This is a genomic window from Ruegeria sp. B11, assembly GCF_056539785.1.
The window spans coordinates 540,622-557,921 of the sequence record NZ_JBQFVO010000003.1; the positions used below are offsets into that span (position 1 = coordinate 540,622).

The window sequence follows — 17,300 nt, forward strand, 5'->3', positions numbered from 1 at the left end:
AGGAGGTAGAGATGAATACAGTTCCTTCGCTTTCAGAGCAGCCGTTTCAACCGGACGAATACTACTCACCGGAAGATGTATCGGACAAAGGCATCGCCGCTAACCAAACGTTGGCTAAATGGCGTCACGAGAAAAAAGGCCCAGCCTACATCAAAGCCGGTAGCCGCGTTCTCTACAGCGGCAAGGACTTGATTGAATGGATCAAGACTCAACGTGTTGAGCCTGAGGCCGCGTAAACGAAACCCGCGCACCATGGGTCAAACATGGGCACGGGGCATTTCGTTTTCAGTCGGTGACAGGACTGCAAGAAATGTAACGTGTTCTGACCTAAAGCGCAAGCTTAAGGAAACCCGAACATGGGAACCATAACACCCGAAACACTTCTAAAGAATGCACTCTGGGTCACCACCTGGCGTGACCTTCCCTATCAGACTTCACCGGCCCAATACACCGTGACCGATGAGGCGGGCGAGAGCCGAAAAATCTGGGTGAGCAAGAATAAGCGCCGCATCTTGGATGCTCTAATCGATGGTCCGGTTCATTGCGCTTCTCCCTGCCGCTTGAGCCATTTCGTGATGGGTCTGCGTGAAGAACAAGGTCTCAACATCGAGACCGTATGGTTCGATCAAGACCCAAAAGCCGGGCGCGCGCGCTTTGGTATCTATGACCTCTTGGATCAGGTCACCCGGATCGAAGAGCGCGGGGTGGCGGCATGAGAACCGTAGACCTCCAGATCCGCACCATCCGCCGCAAACACGGCCTTTCTGAAGCCGCAGCACGTGTAGTTGCCGCCCTGTACTACGGGGGGCGTCGGTCATGAGTGTTGTAGTGCAGAAAAACGCTCAGGAGGAAATCCACATATCCCGTGGCGAATACATGGGCCGTGACGTTGTTAACCTCCGTGTCTGGTATCTCGCGAAAGACGGAGAAAAACACCCGACGAAAAAGGGGGTGGCGTTCAGCGCCGCCCTTCTTCCCGATATTCAGCGCGCACTGACCGATATGGCGCGGGACGGGGGTGAGTAATGACCGCTTTGGTTCATAGCCCCTCGCCCCAAATCCCTGCGGAAGAGATTGCGCGCCTGCATGGGGCTGGTTTCAGTCTTCTGCCGCTTGGTGGCGGGTCTGATGCAAAGGCCCCACTGTGCAGCCTGCAAGGTGCCTCCAGATACCCTCTAAAGCGGGTACTGGGGCCGATGTACGGCAAAGGCAGCGCTTGCTATGGGATTCGGTTGCCCAGATTGGCCGTCATCGATTGCGACGAGAACAACCCCTCTTTGGTCAAGGACATGGAGGTGCGCTTCGGTGCGTCCCCGGTTCAGGTATCCACTCCGCGAGGCATTCACCTTTACTACAGCGACAACGGCGGTCAGGCACCTAATCTGCGTGCTCAGGGCTTTCCTGTGGACCTGAAACGTGGCTCCAGCAGCTATGTTGTCGGGCCGTACTCAAACCGAGCTGACGGCGGCGTTTATCATCCAGTTCGGGGTGTACTTGGTGCAGATGAACTGCCCGCCATTTCGCTGCAAGCAAACACGGTGACATCCAGCAAAGATGCGATTCCCAAAGGCAACCGCAATCGGGAACTGAGCCTCGCTGCCATCGGAATGGTGGAAACCGTAGAAAACGCCGATGAGTTGTTCGGCAATCTTGCTTTCATCCGTGATGACGAATGTGAAGATCCAGCGACTCTGCCGGATTTAGAGCTGCGCAAAATCGCCGATTGGGCCTGGACTAAGAGACTGGAGGGTAAGGTGTACCGCGACCGCGATAGCGAGTTTCGCATTAACCGAGCCGCTTTGGATAAGCTGTCAGACTACAGCAACGCATCCGATGCAATCGCACTGCTGGTAACCCTGCAGGCTAACCATGGTCATATCATCGGAAAAACGTTCGCACTGGACCACGCGGGAATGGCTAAGGCGGGTCACACCAGTTTGGGTCGCCGCCGATTTTCGGACGCCATCAAATCGCTATGTGATGCGGGACTCCTTGGTGTCGCGAAAGATTACTCGGTTGGACGGAGCTGCCGGACTTACCGGCTTCTGCGGATCACGCCTGAATTGCCCAACGTGCATTCACTGCACTCGGCAAAGGAGGTGTCCTAATGCAGGGGGGGAGGGGTTTAATAATTACATATGTTGACCGGAAGCGGTCAAAAGGGGCTTTGCGCCCGAAAACCACCAACGATCCAACAAGCGAGGCATGAGCAATGACGGATGAATCCGAACGAAAAAACGTGGCCAATACGTACACGGACGAGAACGGCAAATTCGCGCTAGGCAATCCCGGCAAGCCCAGAGGAACCCGGCACAGGGTCACACGAGCGGTTGAGGAACTGCTTGAGGGCCAATCTGAGGCAATCACTCAGAAGGCAGTCGAGATGGCGCTGGAGGGCGACACCATGGCCCTTCGTCTTTGCCTGGAACGGATAGCGCCCACCAGAAAGGACGCACCAGTCAACTTCGAGATTCCACCTATCAGCACTGCTAGCGAGGCCTCGAAAGCCTCGCGGGCGGTGCTGAAGGCGGTTTCCGATGGTGAAATTACTCCGCTGGAGGGAGCAACGGTCATGGGGCTCGTAGAGCAATACAGGCGTGTTCTTGAGACGACCGATTTGGAGAAACGTATTGCGGCATTGGAGGCGACAAAATGAGCGGACTTTCTAAGCGTGTTACAAAGCTGGAGACGCGAAATGCAGACGGACCACGTCAGTTCACAGTCATTCGCACAATCGTCAGCCGGTGCGTCGACGGTCGGATAACAGAGCGGCTCGCGACAATTCGGGCTTTTGGCAAACTGTTTCGCAGGAATGCAACCGAGACAGACGAAGCTTTCTTGGCCAGAGCCGACAAGGCACTCAAGGAGCAAAGCCAATGAGTCTAAAATCACGCATTCAAAAAATGGAAAGCAGATCCCCGGAAACAGGTGGCCTCAAACCAAGCGCTATCTTTATTTGCAAACTTCAAGCTACGGGTAATGAAACCGAAGAAGGGGGTGAGCCCCGGCTGGCTTATATCATGAAAGGCCCGAAAGCGGGTGGCCAGCTATCAAGATTCGAAGACGAAACGCGGGATGATTTCAAAGCCCGTGTAGAACGCGCGGTGGAGGGAATGGAATGAATATCCGAACAAGAATTGGAAAGCTGGAAAGGGCTGCACCAATCGAAGCAGAGTCCCTTTGCCCAGAGTTTATCAGAGGTCCAACCGGTGAATTGACCGCCGCTGAGCTGCCTCAGCTTGGATTGGACCGCGTCAATCGACTCGATGAGGAGTCGGAATCCGACTTCAAGCAACGTGTCCATCTCGAATTGGTCAAGGCACGCTCCGGGCCCGCTGAGCAGTTCTATAAACTGTTGGACACTCCGACGCTGGAACGATGCGGAGAAGCGCTTGATGCGTTCATAGATGCGCACGATCCAAACTTTTTGGCAGAACTTAAGAGCGATGGAGGTTCAAGTGCCTAGAGAACAGCTTTGCTGGTTGGAGGTACGACGCGCCAAACTCGTACCCCCTCATAGAAATCGCTAATCCCATCACGACGCGCCGCACCTGCTTGGTATCGGTGCAGCGTGTTTGAATTGTGTCTGAGATAAGAAAATAAGGGGTCTACGGGAATCCCCCAATTTCGGACAAGGCGCTACCGGGGTAGATTGGGTTTAACGGAACAACACTACCACTCCGGATACCCCCTCAAGAGAGAGGGGCTGGCTAAGACCCCCTCATCCAGCCCCTCACCACCTTCACTCTCAATCATTTGTGAGACGGTGGGTACTTCCCCTACTCCCGAACCGGGAGGCCTGCACAGTATAGCACAAAATCCCCGCCATATTCAGCCCGCTATAAATGGGGGGTTTTTGGCAGGCCAGTTTCAGAAAGTTACAAGGTCTACGCCATCACATCGATTTAGTCGGATGGTCGGCTTTGGAGCCCTTACTCACCCTCTATGATTGCACATTTGTCCCAGTTTTGCGCAGAACTGGAGTAGATGGATTTTTCAGGGCGATACAAATTCGGATCGTCTAGGGATGCTGCGTGGACATATATCCGGTCGCTCATACGACGACTGTTTCTGGTAAGTTGAGACCCACAATTCGGGCAGAAGCCGCTGAAGGTCGGTCGACCTGATCCTCCAAGCATCTCAAATGTTTTGCAGTTATCGCTAATTGAGAAATCACTGATGGCAAGTGGCAGCATCTCCGAATGACCACCACCAGTTAGTTGTTGGCAATCGCGACAATGGCAACGAAACATGGGCACATTAAGGCGTCTGCCTTCGTAGCGTACCAAGCCGCATTTGCATCCACCGGTGACGTATTCGGACATGTCTCCCCCCTGTGACATCACTCTACGACGCGATGACTGAAATGTCTGCTCCGTCCGCACAACTATCATCAATCTCGTCGCCAACCATCAAAAAGTTCACCAAACGTTCCCCTAATTTCGCTATGCTCACCAAATGTGCGGACGACTCGGCAGACCCGAAATGACGTGGGCAGAGCTATATGCCCTGCAGAACTGGATCGTGAACGGAGTTCCTGTCCCAACTGAGCGCGACCCAAACGCTCAAGACCTGTCCATGAGCTGGAACGTCAAGCCAACTCAGATGTTGGATATAGCGTTCATCCATGACGACCGACTTATTAGCTCTACGGCACGCTGGTGGCTTGTACCGCACTGGTTCAAGGAAGACGTGGCGCAATGGAAACCCACCACCTTCAACGCGAAGATAGAAACGGCACATAAACTGGGTTCGTTCCGGGTCGCATGGAAAAGCAGCAGGTGCATTATCCCGGCCAGTTTCTACTATGAATGGACAGGCCCTAAGGGGGCCAAACAGCCTTGGGTTATCAAGACAGATACCAATGACCCCTGCATGTATTTCGCAGGCCTCTACTCGCGCCTCTCGTCTGGTCTGAACACCTGCACAATTCTCACCCGCCCTGCGTTGCATCAAATCGAACACATACATGCACGGTCACCGGTTATTCTGACGAATGAGAACCTTGTGCCATGGATGTCAGGTCAGATTGACCACGACGAAGCGCAGAACTTGGGCAAGGAATGGGATGGACGTATGCGCTTCCACAAGGTCGCGCCGATTGGCCGCGACGATGACGGGCCGGAGTTAATCGACGTTATCGACGCATAATGGCCACGCGCAGCAGATCCCCGAAGAAAGCAGCGGATGAAAAGTACTTCCCTATTAGGGTGCGTGTACAGGTTCCTGAGGAGGGGTTCGGATATCGGCTTCATGAGATCCACAATTGGCTTGATGTTCATGCTGGTCGGGGACGTTGGGGCTGGAATGCGGATAGTGTGCTATCGCGCGGATCTCGGGATGCGACGTCATTCTATATGCTGGACGAGCAATTGATTGCGCCGTTCATTGAGGCATTTGACCTAGAGCTTGCGCAAGGTGAAGCGGACCTGTGCGGCAGCGGCTCTTTCAAACTCATGGCAGCTATGAATCGAGAGCGTTAGTCACTCTTAGTCGTTCGCCAGGTTCCATTTGATTGTGTTCAAGCACGCCGATTAAAGATAAACTCATCCACTAGCATGAATGGCTTCAGCTCGAACGGCCCGCTATCCGTCGCGCTTTTTGATTGCGACTTCCGGCGCTCAATCTCGTTTAGCAGAAAAAAGACACCGGCAGGCTTACCAACGAGGTCACGTGGAACCTCGATCCCTTTGAGCGTTGACCTTGCCTCAGAGTACCCTGCCACATTAGCCCTCGTTGCTTCGATCCTGCACCAGTTCAGACGCAATATCGCGTGGGAATGCTACGCAACCTCTAAAGAAAAAAGCAATACCAAGCAGTTAGTCACAAGAACCAATGCGTTAATTTTGCCGCTATTGGGAAACCGCCTCAGCATTGGGCTCGCTATTCCTTTCCGCAATGACGGAAAGCCAACACTGAAAACAAACGATATTTCCAGAAAGCCATGAGGTGCTGATTTACCTCACTTAGTGGCGTTTGCCCCTGTCCCGTTCTTGCTTTAAGTGGGGTAATATGATACCTCTATGATAGAAAAATAGGGGCAGAACATGGAAGCGGCGCAGGAAACAATTCAGAAGTCCGAGCGGAAGGCGCAACGCCTGAATCCTTCTGACGAATTAGCGACAGTCATGCCTACAACATGGACACCGGCACACTGCCTGTAAAGTCCAGATGGGGGGTTAACTCTAGAATACCCAATAATATCAACGCCTGTTCCCGGATAAAGTACACACGATGACAGACCGCGAAAACGCTACAATCTGGCTAGAGCATTATGATCCACCCCATGTGCGTCTCAACTTCACTCACTTTCCCTGGCAGAACCAAACCCGGATCGCCCAGCGAGCAAGCAAGATGGCTCGCAACTATTCGCGCGGCTGACACTGCCTATATTGCGGCAATCTCATGCCCGAGTGGAAACGGGTTGATGCTAAGTACTGCAAGGAAGGCTGCAGGAAGATGGCGGCGCGGAAACGGCGTCTAAAGTAGAGCGAAATAGCGGACGCCCTAAATTTGGTTGTTTCGACGTCTACGCGCCACCAGTCCAAGACCTGTCAGGCCAATGAGGAACAGGGGGAGCGAGGCGGGCAGCGGAACGGGCGCAATCTCAGTCGGTGAGACACCATAGACCTCGATAGAATTAACCGTCCAATGCCAACGATTGATCCCGGAATCGCCACTGTAAAATCCTGAGTCCCCAGCAACAGAGATTTGCCCCAGAGACCAATCGTAGCTATGGCTACTTGAATACCCGTCACAAAAATCGGTCAAAGAGCCACCGCACGTTCCGAGAGTATATGAACCAGCGAAAATGTCATGCCCACCACCAAATGTCGGAAAATAGACTGGGTGTCGGTAGATCGCATATTGCTCCCGGCTACTCTCTGGTTGTTGGTATTCACCCGTTGTGAGGTTGAAAATGAATGCCGTTGGATCATTTTGGTATCCAGCTGTTCCGCCCCAATCCAGTGACGTATATCCACCGATAGTAGCCATGCTGCCGTCACCAAGGGTAATGTCATACAATGAAAAAGTTGGACCCATACCGTCTACGGCAGTATGGAAATCAGCGGCGGTCCCAACACCGGCGTCACCGGACCACAAGTGATTGAAGTCTTTTGCTCCGTCACCCAGCCAAGTTTCGAGTTGTTGGGCATCCGGGTGCGAAAGTAGGGTGCCTCCGTTAACCGTAGCAGCTCCTGCAATAGAACCACCCATCGACACAAGCGCAACTGTTGCTGCAAATATCTTTTTCATAACGTCCCCCACCAGATACCCGACTGTAACACCCTGAACAAATTCCACTGAGGTTAGCAGAAAGTGGCCGATTCTCCAATAACTAAGGCTGTTAACGACATTTGACACCTTTCGTGCCTGTCAGTCTCTCAGGCAAACAACCTCTGATCCGGCATTATTATCGCCTTGCTAGGTACATGATTATATTCATTTCACCGCAGAGGCCCCAAATATGCCCGTCAGACACATTGACGGAGTTCGGACGCCTTGCTCCATATCGCACCCACAGGCCCAAAAACGCCCGTCAGGGGTATTAACAGGCTTCGGGCGCTCGCGCAGGCTGTGGTTTGTTCCGACGCATTGGGTGTTGCCGCCAGCCAAGGCCCGAAAGTATCGCAACCGCGCTTAACATCATCAGTAAGGGCATCGGAACAGGTATGGGTGCAGGCGGCGTAACAGCGTACGAACCCGATTTCGTCACTGTGCCCGCAGATCCCATGACAAACGGGAATACAGCAAACTGCGGTGGGATGACGCCAGGGTCCACCGAGTCCTCCAATGACAAGATGCACTCCATTGCCATGCATCCCGGAGCAGCGGCTGAGTTGAAGATGAAGCCTTCCGTGCCTGGGTTTCCGCGAATGTCATTGCTAGCGGCGTTATAGACAGGTGCGGCGTTTCCTACGCCTAATGTGTCGAAGGTGACACCATCCAGCGTGATTGCGAAACTGGTAAGCAGGCCCCCAGTATCAGGGGCATCGAAAGTGCCAATATTGCCGCTGATAGCAATCTCATAGGTCACAATTGCAGCGTTAATTGAAGAAGTCGCGAAAATAGTAGTGGCAGTCGCTGCCAGGAGCGCATTTGCCATCCTTTTAATTGGGGCCGTAAACATTGGCTTTCCCCTACAATGATTAAATACAATACCAACAAAATACCAGAATTCCGCCTGCCTGTCGAATTCGAAGGGTGCTGTGGAGCGGCTAGGCAAGAAATTCGATGGGACGCATTCTCGCCAACAAAACACCTCTCATGTGGATGCGACATTTACATTTTGAGACGTTAAGAGAGCGATTAGGGGCTTTGCGACAGTACTGTCTGACAGCCAAAGCAAAGAGGGCGCGCCTACCACAAACGCGCCCACCAACAGGGAGAAGAAATAAACTCGCGCTCTCAACACAACATGAGCGCCAACTCGTTAACTGCACTCAGATTGCATCATTCTAAGCAGGTGGTCAGTGAAGTGGGTTACACAGGTTGTGCAAAAAGAACCCAACCCAATGCGGGCCGGGCAAGTCTCCGAGGTAATTGGTCTAACTAGTCTGCTAATCTTTGAAATACAGTTTATCCATAGGCCGCGTATCCACAATGTTTGTAGTCAATTTGTTGGAGATCCAATGCTCAGATTTGCAGTAATTACGGCGTTCGCCGTCTTAGCCTTCATTATAACACCGCACGAACTAGAAGCGGAATCCATCACACGCGCAGTCAAGAGCGGACAGGCTCCAAAAGAAGTGGTTGGAAAAGGGTTCCGTAATTTGGTTCGCGAGAAGTGGACGCCAGCGAGGGCATACGGTGCTCAAATTGTTGCCAGTCCTCCGGGTAACTTCAATGGAAAAGCCGTCCGAATGGAACTTCGCTATGGGGACTGTGGACGTGAAAGAAAGTGGAACGATTGCTCTAAAAATAACGAAAGGGTCGAGTTTGCGAAGTACAGTGCATTCAAGAACGGGCAGCGAAAAAAATATGAGTGGTACGTTTATTTTGCTCCTGGATTTACCGACAGAGGTGCTCAGCAGATAATCGTAACCCAGTTTTCTATGATGGGCGCAAACTCACATCCGTTTCAGTTCGCCGTGCGTGGCAACAAACTCATTGCGCTAAAGCGTGTCGAAAGTACTGATTGGAACTACGAAAGCCTTGTTCGAACCATGATTCCAGCTGCGAGCCTAACAGGTCGCTGGCACAAGATAAACGTTGACGCAAAGTGGTCCACATCAGACGACGGGCACTTTATTGTATGGGTCAACGACGCTGTAGTTTACCAATGGAAAGGTCGCACACTCGGGACTGGCACCGTCGGTAAAATCAAGCTTGGTATGTACCGCCAGAAAGTAGGTCCAAGTGCACCACCCGCCATACTTTATCTCTCAGGCATCAAAGAGAAATAAGAGGTATCGGCGGTTGAGGGACGGAACTCTATAAAATCCATAGGGCAGTGACCACCCGCACCCGCAGCGGTTACTATTCAAAAGCCGCCCTCATGTCTTCTGAGGTGCCGAATTCATCTCTTTGTCGTAGAAAGAGGATCTCGTGTTTTGAGCTTCTCGGCCCAGATGTCAGCATGTTCCTGCAAAAGCTCGGAGCGCCTATCATAAAGCGCCGTGAGTTGACAGCCGGCCCACATTGCCATGCTCTTTTCCTGGTCATTGGCGGCCAGTTCGTACGCATGGACAACGACTGATTGGGCGGTTGCGGGGATAAACTTCATGTGGAGAACACCTTGTCACTCATTCACTGCACTCAAACACCATAGCTGTCCGCAGTAAGTGAAATTGGGCACTCAAGAGACGTTCTAGCGGCAAAATTATAAATTACGCCTGCGCCGGTTAGCAGGTTTAGCGGTTATAGTAGAAGTCAGGTCCAAATCTGAGTTTCTAGTTGGCCTTTCCCTACGGCACGTTCCAAAGCAACGTCGGTACCGTAACAGAGCTTTATCTTTTCTCCATAAGGTTGCATTCTTATATTTGAGCTATTGATTGGGTTGTATATCGAGGGATAGCGCTTTGGCTTTCATTACGATTCTTGAAATTGACAATGATCCGTTAAGCTTCACAGACGTCACCGTGCTTAACTCTTATCAGGTAGAGATTATTGATAATGATGATGCGCTTGAAGATCCTGATGCAGATGGAAGCCAGCAGCTCGACGTCTCGGGGGTACCTAGTTTCTTAGGTGACTCTACAAACTTTCAAACGTTTGAAACCTATAGCGGTGACATAGGTGGGCAACCTGTAACATTCACATTGGTTCAGTTTTCCAACCCCCAGTACATCATTGTTACATCTGGCGATGTGGATGTCGGTGACACGATAGAAAACACAAACAACAGCATCGTTACTGCACCTCCTTCAGATTACGACACTTTGCCATCCTTCGTATGCTTCACACTGGGGTCGATGGTTTTGACACCTCTGGGCTCACAACCAATTGAGACCTTGCAACCCGGCGACCTAGTGACAGTTTTCGATGGAACAGCAAAGCCTGTTCGCTGGATCGGAAAACGACGCCTCACCGTTGGCGACTTACAGCAAAGTCCGCAGCTCTGCCCGGTTCGTTTTCGTGCGGGTAGTTTCTCACGTAAATGCCCGACACGGGATCTGACGGTTTCGCCACAACATCGGATTGCTGTTACCTCGCCAGACATGCAGCTGTGTTTCGGCGAAAGCTTGATGCTAGCGCCTGCCAAGGGCTTACTGGATGGTGAAGTGGTTTTCCAACTCCCACCCGACCAAGAAGTTCATTACATCCACGTTCTCTTTGACCAACATGAGCTAATTTGTGTTGAAGGCGTGTGGTCCGAGTCCTTTTTCCCCGGCGATACTTCTCTAGACGCGATGGACCGCGCAACTCTGCGCGAGGTTTTCGAATTATTTCCCGAGCTGCGTCAGAGAAGAGGACGATTTGCCGAAACCATCCTGCCCACACTGAAACCATTTGAGGCAATTTTACTGCGCGAAGGTCTCTATTCGCCCAATGAGATGCCATGCACTGTCAGACCTGAGAACAGGGGTCACCAGTTTAATCTATGAATACCAGGAAAAAAATGTTTCTGAACAGCGTGTGCTAGTTAGAATTCTGGTTGTTTAGTACTTCCTTTGAAATTGGTTTATCCAGCCAAGCCGGGAAGTCGTAAAAGAACTCCAAGTGTTCTTTTAATCAGTCGCCTTTATTGACCAAAACCACTCCAACCCCGTTGGCCGTATCACCTGCATCCAGGAACTGAATGCCTTGGGCTTCGAGCGTTGCACGTATTGCCCTAGCAGTGTCTTTACGCCCGCCTACGGGACCGTCTTTGGTCTCAAGCCGCGCGATTGTCGGATATGACACCCCAGAACGCTCTGCGAGGTCCATTTGAGACCAAGCTAACAAGGCTCTTGCCGCTTTGATTTGCCTAATTGATAGAATTTCTATTGACATTTGCGCTGCTCGTTATGATATGTTTTCTATCACTACCACAACCGGAGGAAACAGCAATGACTGAACAACGCGTTTGCGCGAACGGGGAAAGTGTGTCTGGGCCTATCTTTGACGTTACTTCGTCGCCCGACACCTACGACAAGGCTCTCAAGATACTGGCCCTGGCCCGTACCGGCGTCGCAGCCTCCGACAGCGCAATGAACATTGACCTCACAGTCAGGGGATATGGAGAACTTCTCGAAGTGATTGGGCAACTGGCCTCTGACATCCTCGACATGCAGCCCGGCTTTGAGCCGCCAAAACCAGGAGAAATGCAATGAACGCTGAGACCAAATCGACTGAATTGGACGCAAACCCAGACATCTTTGTCACAGACTTTTCTGGCTTGATTACCTGCCAGCAGCGCGTAACCGCCTTCTGCCGATGGTTCGACCTGCCGGACCCTGGTCTGAGTTTCGATGAGGATGGCGATTTTCTCGTGGATGATGTCTTTCTGCAATGGTGCAAAGAAGAGGGTATCTCTATCGACTGGCTGGCGTGCGGCGATCCGAAAGGAATGGCAGCGGCGTTCCGCAAGTCTCAAAAAGATGAGCATCAGTTCTCAGAAAATCTGAAACTGCTTGATGACCAAGAAATTCGAGCAATCGAGATTGGTATGAAGGCCTACATCGAGGGTTTGGCTCCGATGGAGCAGACAATCAAGGCGGCAAAACAAGCATTGAAGGAAGTCAAAGAAGAAGCCGCGTAACGGCATCGCTATCGGGCGCGGTATTCTCTGCGCCCGTTTTTTTGTGAGATTTGATATGAGCTTTTACACCGTCAACCGGCATTGGTCCGACCAGTTCCTGCCCGAGATTAAGAGCATCATCGGCAGTCACATAATACAGGCCGCTCCAGATCCGCTTGACCACTTTCAGGCCACCGACCTGTTGATGCTGGATGCAAAGGACATGCGCATCGCCGCTAGGGTAAGGCGTCACGGTTATGCCACCAGATACCCGCACCAGTTCACCATCAGAGCCAAGCTACCGACCGGAGCAGAGACTGAGTTGTCCAAGATTGTAAACGGACACGGAGATTGGATGTTCTACGGTCATGCAGGGCCAGACGGGCGGACTATCCTGAATTGGTGGTTGATAGACCTACGGGCCTTCAGAGCGGCGCTGATCCGGCACAGGACAGCAGGAGCGTTCTTGCATATGGGCGACAAGCGCAACGCAGACGGGACGTGCTTTAAGTGGTTTGATATCCGGTCGTTTCCGGAGGAGCCGCCATTAGTATTAGCTCAAGGCTCCAGCAACGTTTGAACCCTCATTCAATATAGATACCAATCATTACCGTCCTAGAAATGCCTGTTTCTGCGTGTAAAATGAAGCCTAGAAAAACATGCAGTATGTTGAGTTTTGAATGAGTATTTTGCGAAGTTTGGTTGCGATAATTGTCCTTGCCGGTGCGATCCTTCCTTCAATTGCGCGTTCACAAGATTTTGAGGCGTTGCTGTCGGGGTTTGATGCGAGCAATCTCAGCTACGAGGACAAGCGGTTTCTACAGACTGCGCTTGCATTTGAGGGTCACTATCATGGCCTGTTAGATGGAGCGTGGGGTAAAATCAGCAATCGAGCGCTAGACAACTATTCTCGCGATGTATTCGAAACAGCACCCGAAGACTGGCACATGGCGTTTCTAGCATGGACCCTATTCGAGCGAATCTCTCAAGATGGTTGGGATATCCAGTACTTTGAGGGCTTGGGGTTATCGTTCCTTTGGCCTGTAGACACTATTCGTCGCGAAGCTGATTCCGACTACTTTTTGAATTATCGTCACTCCAGCAGCAGCTTTTCCATTTCTGTTGGTATTCATTCAGTCGAAACCACACAGAGTCTTCACGACTTTACAGTCCAATCTCATCAGTTGGGGAATGATCCTTACACGGTTAGAAAAAACGACCTCGCCGTTTCGTCGGCGACAAAAAGAGACGGTTCCACACTTTATACGAGGTCGGATTTCGTAAATGGGGGTTGGTCAACAGTGATGCTGTCCGCAAGCGACCGAGACGGCCACATTTTAGGAGCAGTGGCCTCCAGTATTTCAAAAGGCCGCGCCAATCCACTGGATATTTCAAACAACGGTAAACTTGACAGGGTCATCCAACAAGTAGCGGCTGCGCTAGAAGAGGCAGATGAATCAACTAATGAAGATCCAGCGGAAGCCAGCCCGGACAGTCAAGGAAGTGCCGGAACCGGCTTTATTGTCTCACGAGCTGGACATGTTCTTACCAACCAACATGTCATAGATGGCTGCACACAGGTGTTCATTGATGACAGACCGGCGACCGTAGTCAATTCATCCGAAGAGTACGACCTAGCGCTACTAAAATACGACGCACCCCAAGACAGGGGTGTCGCCGTTTTTTCGGCCAGCCCTGCGAGACTGAATTCAGACGTAACTGCAGTTGGTTATCCATATGCGGGTCTTCTCGGTGGGCTCAACGTTACTCGCGGTTCTGTCTCTTCTTTGAAGGGCATAGGTGGCGACCTGAGCACCATGCAAATTACAAGCCCCATTCAAAGCGGTAACTCAGGTGGCCCTTTACTTGCATCCGACGGCGAAGTGGTCGGAGTGGTTGTCGCAAAATTGAACGAACGAGTAGTAGCTGACGCCCTAGGAGACACGCCACAGAATGTAAACTTTGCTGTACGAGGAGAGATTGCAAAACTGTTCTTGGCTCAGAATGCCGTTAATCCAATTCTCAGTCTGGACGACAAGAAGTTGGAACCTGAGGAGGTTGCCGATTTAGCCGCTAGCTTCACAACATTTGTGAATTGTCATTAACCGTTGCAAGCGCAACCAACGCCTTTGCGGCAATTGTAGTTCCGATTGATGCAGCTATCCCCACACGCCTTTCCTTTACGGCACACTTTGCAGCAAGCGGCGTCATAAACCTTCGCCTTCCCGGTTTTGTCTATCAGTTTCCAGAACAATCTCGTTTCAACTGGGGTGGCAAGCGTTGTCGCTGGCGTTTGGGAATTTTGCGCCCAAGCGGCTCCGAGCGAAAGGAAAAGTGCAATCGTTCCGGCTGAAAAAAGCGTTTTCACAATTATACTCCGTTAACAATGTGTTAACCTTTGCATGAGCTTACGCTCGGTAGAACATGTATTGTCCATTCATCATTTCAAATCCGATTGCTGGTTTCTAAGGTCGCCCAGAAACCATGTGCGAGGGTGGCATGAATTTTCAGGGACAAGAGCTCATTTCAAGAGCAACCTACGTTTCGAACAGAAGCCTAATGGCGCTGGCGTTGGCCAAGATAATGACCCTTAGCACCGGGCTGAACCTGGACGGGTTCACTCTGCTGGGCATTACCCCCGGCGAAGCCAACCTCGGGAAAATCACAGACTACATGCTGATTTTCTTAGTAATAAACCATTTATTGTCCTGGTTCGGTGACTACAGAAGTTTCAGAGCCTGGAATCGCCCCTCCAGAGTGGTGCCAAAGGGTACAATTGGCACTCAAATGACAAAGCCCGTTACAAATTTGGAGTATCTGGCAGAGCATATGACCGGGCAAATCAAGCAGGTAGACACATGGATAAAAGATCCAACCAACGAACCTGCTGAGTCACTCATCTTGAGCTACCGGGAACTTACCCTAGAAGCAGTCAGTCTAGTTCGTGAAACCAACAAACTAACATTTCATGCTGCGCTTTACTTATGGGGATGGTTCTTAGCGCTACCACTCTTCGCAACCATCTGCGCACTGTGTCTCTAAAATCCTGTGAGCTTTCCGTTATGCAGGAAAGGCGAATAGCGGGAATAGTGAGAATAGCGGCGGGGTTGTGATTTTCTACGCGCTGGGATTTGGGTAGGCAAATTTGCCTACCCCGCGTCCAGGGTCCCTCAATTGAGGCATGCAGAAAATCAGCGCTCAATGGTTGCTGCGAAACTGACGAAAATGTCGGTTGGTAAGCCTAATTCTGCAAATTTGCAGAATAACACCAGTCGCGCTCAAGCTACTGAACTTCTGAACGTATCAGAGCGCAGCGTGAACACCGCCAAGAAGGTTGAGCGAGAAGGTGCGCCGGAACTGATTGAAGGCCGAGTATCCGACCAAGCGGCAAATTTGCCTGTTGGTCCCACGTGGGCAGAAATGTCTGATCGATCAGACGTTCTAAGCTGGACGCACCACCTTTTTGTAATGGAGGAAAATGGAGCACTGGGCGCTGAGATTGTATCGTTTCTCGCCTTTTTTTCAGAAAAACGCACAAAAAACCGCACAAAGTTTTGTCAGGCGTCCGATTGGATTGCGGATAAGTTATTGATTTTTATGGCAGGGGCAGCAGGGTTCGAACCCGCGACCTACGGTTTTGGAGACCGTCGCTCTACCAACTGAGCTATACCCCTAGGCTGGGCCATCAGATATGACAGAGGCGCAGCGGACTCAAGAGGCTTTTTGAGTTTTCCGAACACTTTACCGCTGACAAAAAAGTTGCGCCCGGCGCGCAGTTCTTTAAGACAAGGCTCGGCCAGCAGGAGGACCGCAGCCTTGAGCATCCGCAAGAAAATCGCAGACAGCGAAGCCGTGCTGAACTGGGTCGCGCGACGGATCGCAAGCTATATCCGATTGGTGCATCGCAACACACGCTGGCAGCGCATCGGTTACGAAGAACTGGATCAACTGGCCGAACAGGGCGAACCGGTCATCGTGGTGCTGTGGCACCAGAGACTGGCACAATCGCCATATTTCTTCCCACTGGACAAGGGCCGCATTTGCTCGATCACTTCGGCAGCGCGCGCGGGCAGCATGGTGGGGCGGGTGCAGAAGCTATTCGGGATGGATACAATTGCAATGTCCAGCCGCAAGCGCCACGTCGCCTTGTCGCGCGAAGTGCTGGGAAAGATGAAACAGGGTATCTCGATCGGCATTGCCGCCGACGGCCCTCGCGGACCCGAGCGGGTATCCTCGACCGTACCGCTGGTCTGGGCTCGCACATCAGGTAAACGAGTTTTCGGCATCACCTATTCCGCGCGGCACGGGCGCGAAGCCGGAACTTGGGATCGTCTGCTGATGCCTCGCCCCTGGCGCAACGACGGCGTATTTCTGTGCCGCGAATGGACCGATCCAGTTCCACGCAAGGCCAGCGAAGAGCAGATTGAGGCCCTTCGTCTGAGCCTTGAGCAGCATATGAACGACATCACCGCCGAGGCCGACCGGATGGTCGGGCGTGAGCCATGGGCAAAGAGCATTTGAACCCAAAACCCGGCGTGAAACGACTATTGCGCCGTTAGGCCGCGTCTGCGCTGGTTTTGACCGAGGTCGCTCCTCTCGCCATGCTGTCCGACATTTCAGCAAGCTTGATATCAAATCGCTTGCGCTCTCGGCAAAAGTCGCTGATTTTGCACTCAACTTCCTGTTCGTCGTCACCGAGAACAGCGGCTCTCATATCGTCCAAATCCTTGCTGTGAAGGATTTGCGTTCCATAGTTTAGAAATTCAAAACCAAACATCTTAGTCTCCCCTGATCGCCGGGACGCGCTTGATTTGCGCGTCACCTTTGCTGTTGCAATAGAGAGCTGGGAGTTCAGTCTTCGTTTGGAGTGGACGGTAGATTAAGAATGCGAGATCGACAGCTGTTTTGTTCAATGAACTCAGCTTGCCCGAGATTATTCGACGAATAATCTCAATGCGCCGAGAAGAATGGATGAGAAAAGGCCGCCCCAGTTGGAGCGGCCTTCTTTAGTTCACCGATTTGTCGGGCCAAAGCCCGACTACTGTGATTACTCGATGATTTTCGAGACGACGCCGGCGCCGACGGTGCGGCCGCCTTCGCGGATCGCAAAGCGCAGGCCGTCTTCCATCGCGATGGG

The 17,300-nt window shown here is 52.0% G+C and carries 24 protein-coding genes and 1 tRNA gene; 17 read left to right on the top strand and 8 right to left on the bottom strand.

Annotated elements, in window-relative coordinates:
• Window positions 1-11: 11 nt before the first annotated feature.
• The 7 genes from ACR0I1_RS14325 to ACR0I1_RS14355 all read left to right on the top strand — a co-directional run bounded on the left by ACR0I1_RS14325 (window position 12) and on the right by ACR0I1_RS14355 (window position 3,466).
• Entirely contained in the window at window positions 12-236 is a 225-nt protein-coding gene (locus ACR0I1_RS14325) for a helix-turn-helix domain-containing protein (protein ID WP_480706962.1), read from the top strand.
• A 120-nt stretch (window positions 237-356) separates the two neighbouring features.
• The gene (locus ACR0I1_RS14330) at window positions 357-716 is read left to right on the top strand and encodes a hypothetical protein (RefSeq protein ID WP_480706963.1); all 360 of its coding nucleotides are present in this window, start codon (window positions 357-359) and stop codon (window positions 714-716) included.
• A gap of 100 nt (window positions 717-816) precedes the next feature.
• The gene (locus ACR0I1_RS14335; RefSeq protein ID WP_480706964.1) at window positions 817-1,026 is read left to right on the top strand and encodes a transcriptional coactivator p15/PC4 family protein; all 210 of its coding nucleotides are present in this window, start codon (window positions 817-819) and stop codon (window positions 1,024-1,026) included.
• Window positions 1,026-2,108 (top strand): bifunctional DNA primase/polymerase, encoded by a 1,083-nt coding sequence (locus ACR0I1_RS14340; protein ID WP_480706965.1) that lies wholly within the window; start codon window positions 1,026-1,028, stop codon window positions 2,106-2,108. Before ACR0I1_RS14335 ends, ACR0I1_RS14340 begins: the two co-directional genes overlap by 1 nt.
• A 104-nt stretch (window positions 2,109-2,212) precedes the next feature.
• Complete coding sequence (locus tag ACR0I1_RS14345) at window positions 2,213-2,656, top strand: DUF5681 domain-containing protein (protein ID WP_480706966.1); 444 nt, start codon at window positions 2,213-2,215, stop codon at window positions 2,654-2,656.
• A 220-nt stretch (window positions 2,657-2,876) separates the two neighbouring features.
• A complete protein-coding gene (locus ACR0I1_RS14350; RefSeq protein ID WP_480706967.1) occupies window positions 2,877-3,122 on the top strand; it encodes a hypothetical protein in 246 nt (81 codons plus the stop codon).
• Complete coding sequence (locus ACR0I1_RS14355) at window positions 3,119-3,466, top strand: hypothetical protein (protein ID WP_480706968.1); 348 nt, start codon at window positions 3,119-3,121, stop codon at window positions 3,464-3,466. Before ACR0I1_RS14350 ends, ACR0I1_RS14355 begins: the two co-directional genes overlap by 4 nt.
• Window positions 3,467-3,932: 466 nt before the next feature.
• On the opposite strand, the gene ACR0I1_RS14360 is transcribed toward ACR0I1_RS14355, so the two are convergent.
• A complete protein-coding gene (locus tag ACR0I1_RS14360) occupies window positions 3,933-4,325 on the bottom strand; it encodes a GFA family protein (RefSeq protein ID WP_480706969.1) in 393 nt (130 codons plus the stop codon).
• A 133-nt stretch (window positions 4,326-4,458) separates the two neighbouring features.
• On the opposite strand from ACR0I1_RS14360, the gene ACR0I1_RS14365 reads away from it, so the two are divergent.
• Complete coding sequence (locus ACR0I1_RS14365; RefSeq protein WP_480706970.1) at window positions 4,459-5,151, top strand: SOS response-associated peptidase; 693 nt, start codon at window positions 4,459-4,461, stop codon at window positions 5,149-5,151.
• 59 nt (window positions 5,152-5,210) lie between these two features.
• On the top strand, window positions 5,211-5,483 hold the full coding sequence (locus tag ACR0I1_RS14370) for a hypothetical protein (protein ID WP_480706971.1): 273 nt from the start codon (window positions 5,211-5,213) through the stop codon (window positions 5,481-5,483).
• Window positions 5,484-6,507: 1,024 nt separating this feature from the next.
• Here ACR0I1_RS14370 and ACR0I1_RS14375 read toward each other — a convergent pair.
• Window positions 6,508-7,257 (bottom strand): PEP_CTERM-anchored TLD domain-containing protein, encoded by a 750-nt coding sequence (locus ACR0I1_RS14375; protein ID WP_480706972.1) that lies wholly within the window; start codon window positions 7,255-7,257, stop codon window positions 6,508-6,510.
• Between the two features lie 292 nt (window positions 7,258-7,549).
• Window positions 7,550-8,107, bottom strand: coding sequence for a hypothetical protein (locus tag ACR0I1_RS14380; protein WP_480706973.1), 558 nt, complete (start codon window positions 8,105-8,107; stop codon window positions 7,550-7,552).
• A 526-nt stretch (window positions 8,108-8,633) separates the two neighbouring features.
• Here ACR0I1_RS14380 and ACR0I1_RS14385 point away from each other — a divergent pair.
• Window positions 8,634-9,407 carry a heparin lyase I family protein gene (locus ACR0I1_RS14385; protein ID WP_480706974.1) on the top strand — a complete coding sequence of 258 codons (774 nt, stop codon included), beginning with the start codon at window positions 8,634-8,636 and terminating at the stop codon, window positions 9,405-9,407.
• A gap of 113 nt (window positions 9,408-9,520) precedes the next feature.
• Here ACR0I1_RS14385 and ACR0I1_RS14390 read toward each other — a convergent pair whose 3' ends face one another.
• Complete coding sequence (locus ACR0I1_RS14390) at window positions 9,521-9,727, bottom strand: hypothetical protein (protein WP_170648244.1); 207 nt, start codon at window positions 9,725-9,727, stop codon at window positions 9,521-9,523.
• 295 nt (window positions 9,728-10,022) lie between these two features.
• Here ACR0I1_RS14390 and ACR0I1_RS14395 point away from each other — a divergent pair, with 295 nt between their 5' ends.
• Window positions 10,023-11,048: a Hint domain-containing protein gene (locus ACR0I1_RS14395; RefSeq protein WP_480706975.1), complete on the top strand. Its 1,026-nt coding sequence runs from the start codon at window positions 10,023-10,025 to the stop codon at window positions 11,046-11,048.
• A 127-nt stretch (window positions 11,049-11,175) separates the two neighbouring features.
• Here ACR0I1_RS14395 and ACR0I1_RS14400 read toward each other — a convergent pair whose 3' ends face one another.
• Window positions 11,176-11,436, bottom strand: a complete 261-nt coding sequence (locus ACR0I1_RS14400; protein ID WP_170398010.1) for a helix-turn-helix domain-containing protein — start codon at window positions 11,434-11,436, stop codon at window positions 11,176-11,178.
• A 56-nt stretch (window positions 11,437-11,492) separates the two neighbouring features.
• Here ACR0I1_RS14400 and ACR0I1_RS14405 point away from each other — a divergent pair, with 56 nt between their 5' ends.
• From ACR0I1_RS14405 to ACR0I1_RS14425, 5 genes are all read left to right on the top strand, one after another.
• A complete protein-coding gene (locus ACR0I1_RS14405) occupies window positions 11,493-11,756 on the top strand; it encodes a hypothetical protein (RefSeq protein ID WP_170648236.1) in 264 nt (87 codons plus the stop codon).
• 23 nt (window positions 11,757-11,779) lie between these two features.
• Window positions 11,780-12,184, top strand: a complete 405-nt coding sequence (locus tag ACR0I1_RS14410; RefSeq protein WP_480706976.1) for a hypothetical protein — start codon at window positions 11,780-11,782, stop codon at window positions 12,182-12,184.
• Window positions 12,185-12,239: 55 nt separating this feature from the next.
• Window positions 12,240-12,743 (top strand): hypothetical protein, encoded by a 504-nt coding sequence (locus ACR0I1_RS14415; protein ID WP_480706977.1) that lies wholly within the window; start codon window positions 12,240-12,242, stop codon window positions 12,741-12,743.
• 100 nt (window positions 12,744-12,843) lie between these two features.
• Entirely contained in the window at window positions 12,844-14,268 is a 1,425-nt protein-coding gene (locus ACR0I1_RS14420; protein WP_480706978.1) for a S1C family serine protease, read from the top strand.
• Window positions 14,269-14,662: 394 nt separating this feature from the next.
• Window positions 14,663-15,205 carry a hypothetical protein gene (locus ACR0I1_RS14425; protein WP_480706979.1) on the top strand — a complete coding sequence of 181 codons (543 nt, stop codon included), beginning with the start codon at window positions 14,663-14,665 and terminating at the stop codon, window positions 15,203-15,205.
• Between the two features lie 556 nt (window positions 15,206-15,761).
• Here the strand turns inward: ACR0I1_RS14425 and ACR0I1_RS14430 are convergent.
• Window positions 15,762-15,837: transfer RNA gene (locus ACR0I1_RS14430), tRNA-Trp, on the bottom strand.
• Window positions 15,838-15,979: 142 nt separating this feature from the next.
• Between ACR0I1_RS14430 and ACR0I1_RS14435 the strand changes: the two genes are divergently transcribed.
• The gene (locus ACR0I1_RS14435; protein WP_170392582.1) at window positions 15,980-16,684 is read left to right on the top strand and encodes a DUF374 domain-containing protein; all 705 of its coding nucleotides are present in this window, start codon (window positions 15,980-15,982) and stop codon (window positions 16,682-16,684) included.
• A gap of 34 nt (window positions 16,685-16,718) precedes the next feature.
• On the opposite strand, the gene ACR0I1_RS14440 is transcribed toward ACR0I1_RS14435, so the two are convergent.
• Both ACR0I1_RS14440 and ACR0I1_RS14445 read right to left on the bottom strand, forming a co-directional pair.
• A complete protein-coding gene (locus tag ACR0I1_RS14440) occupies window positions 16,719-16,940 on the bottom strand; it encodes a hypothetical protein (RefSeq protein WP_170420395.1) in 222 nt (73 codons plus the stop codon).
• Between the two features lie 270 nt (window positions 16,941-17,210).
• On the bottom strand, window positions 17,211-17,300 hold a 90-nt coding region (locus ACR0I1_RS14445; RefSeq protein WP_211330766.1), incomplete at its 5' end, for an EF-Tu C-terminal domain-related protein.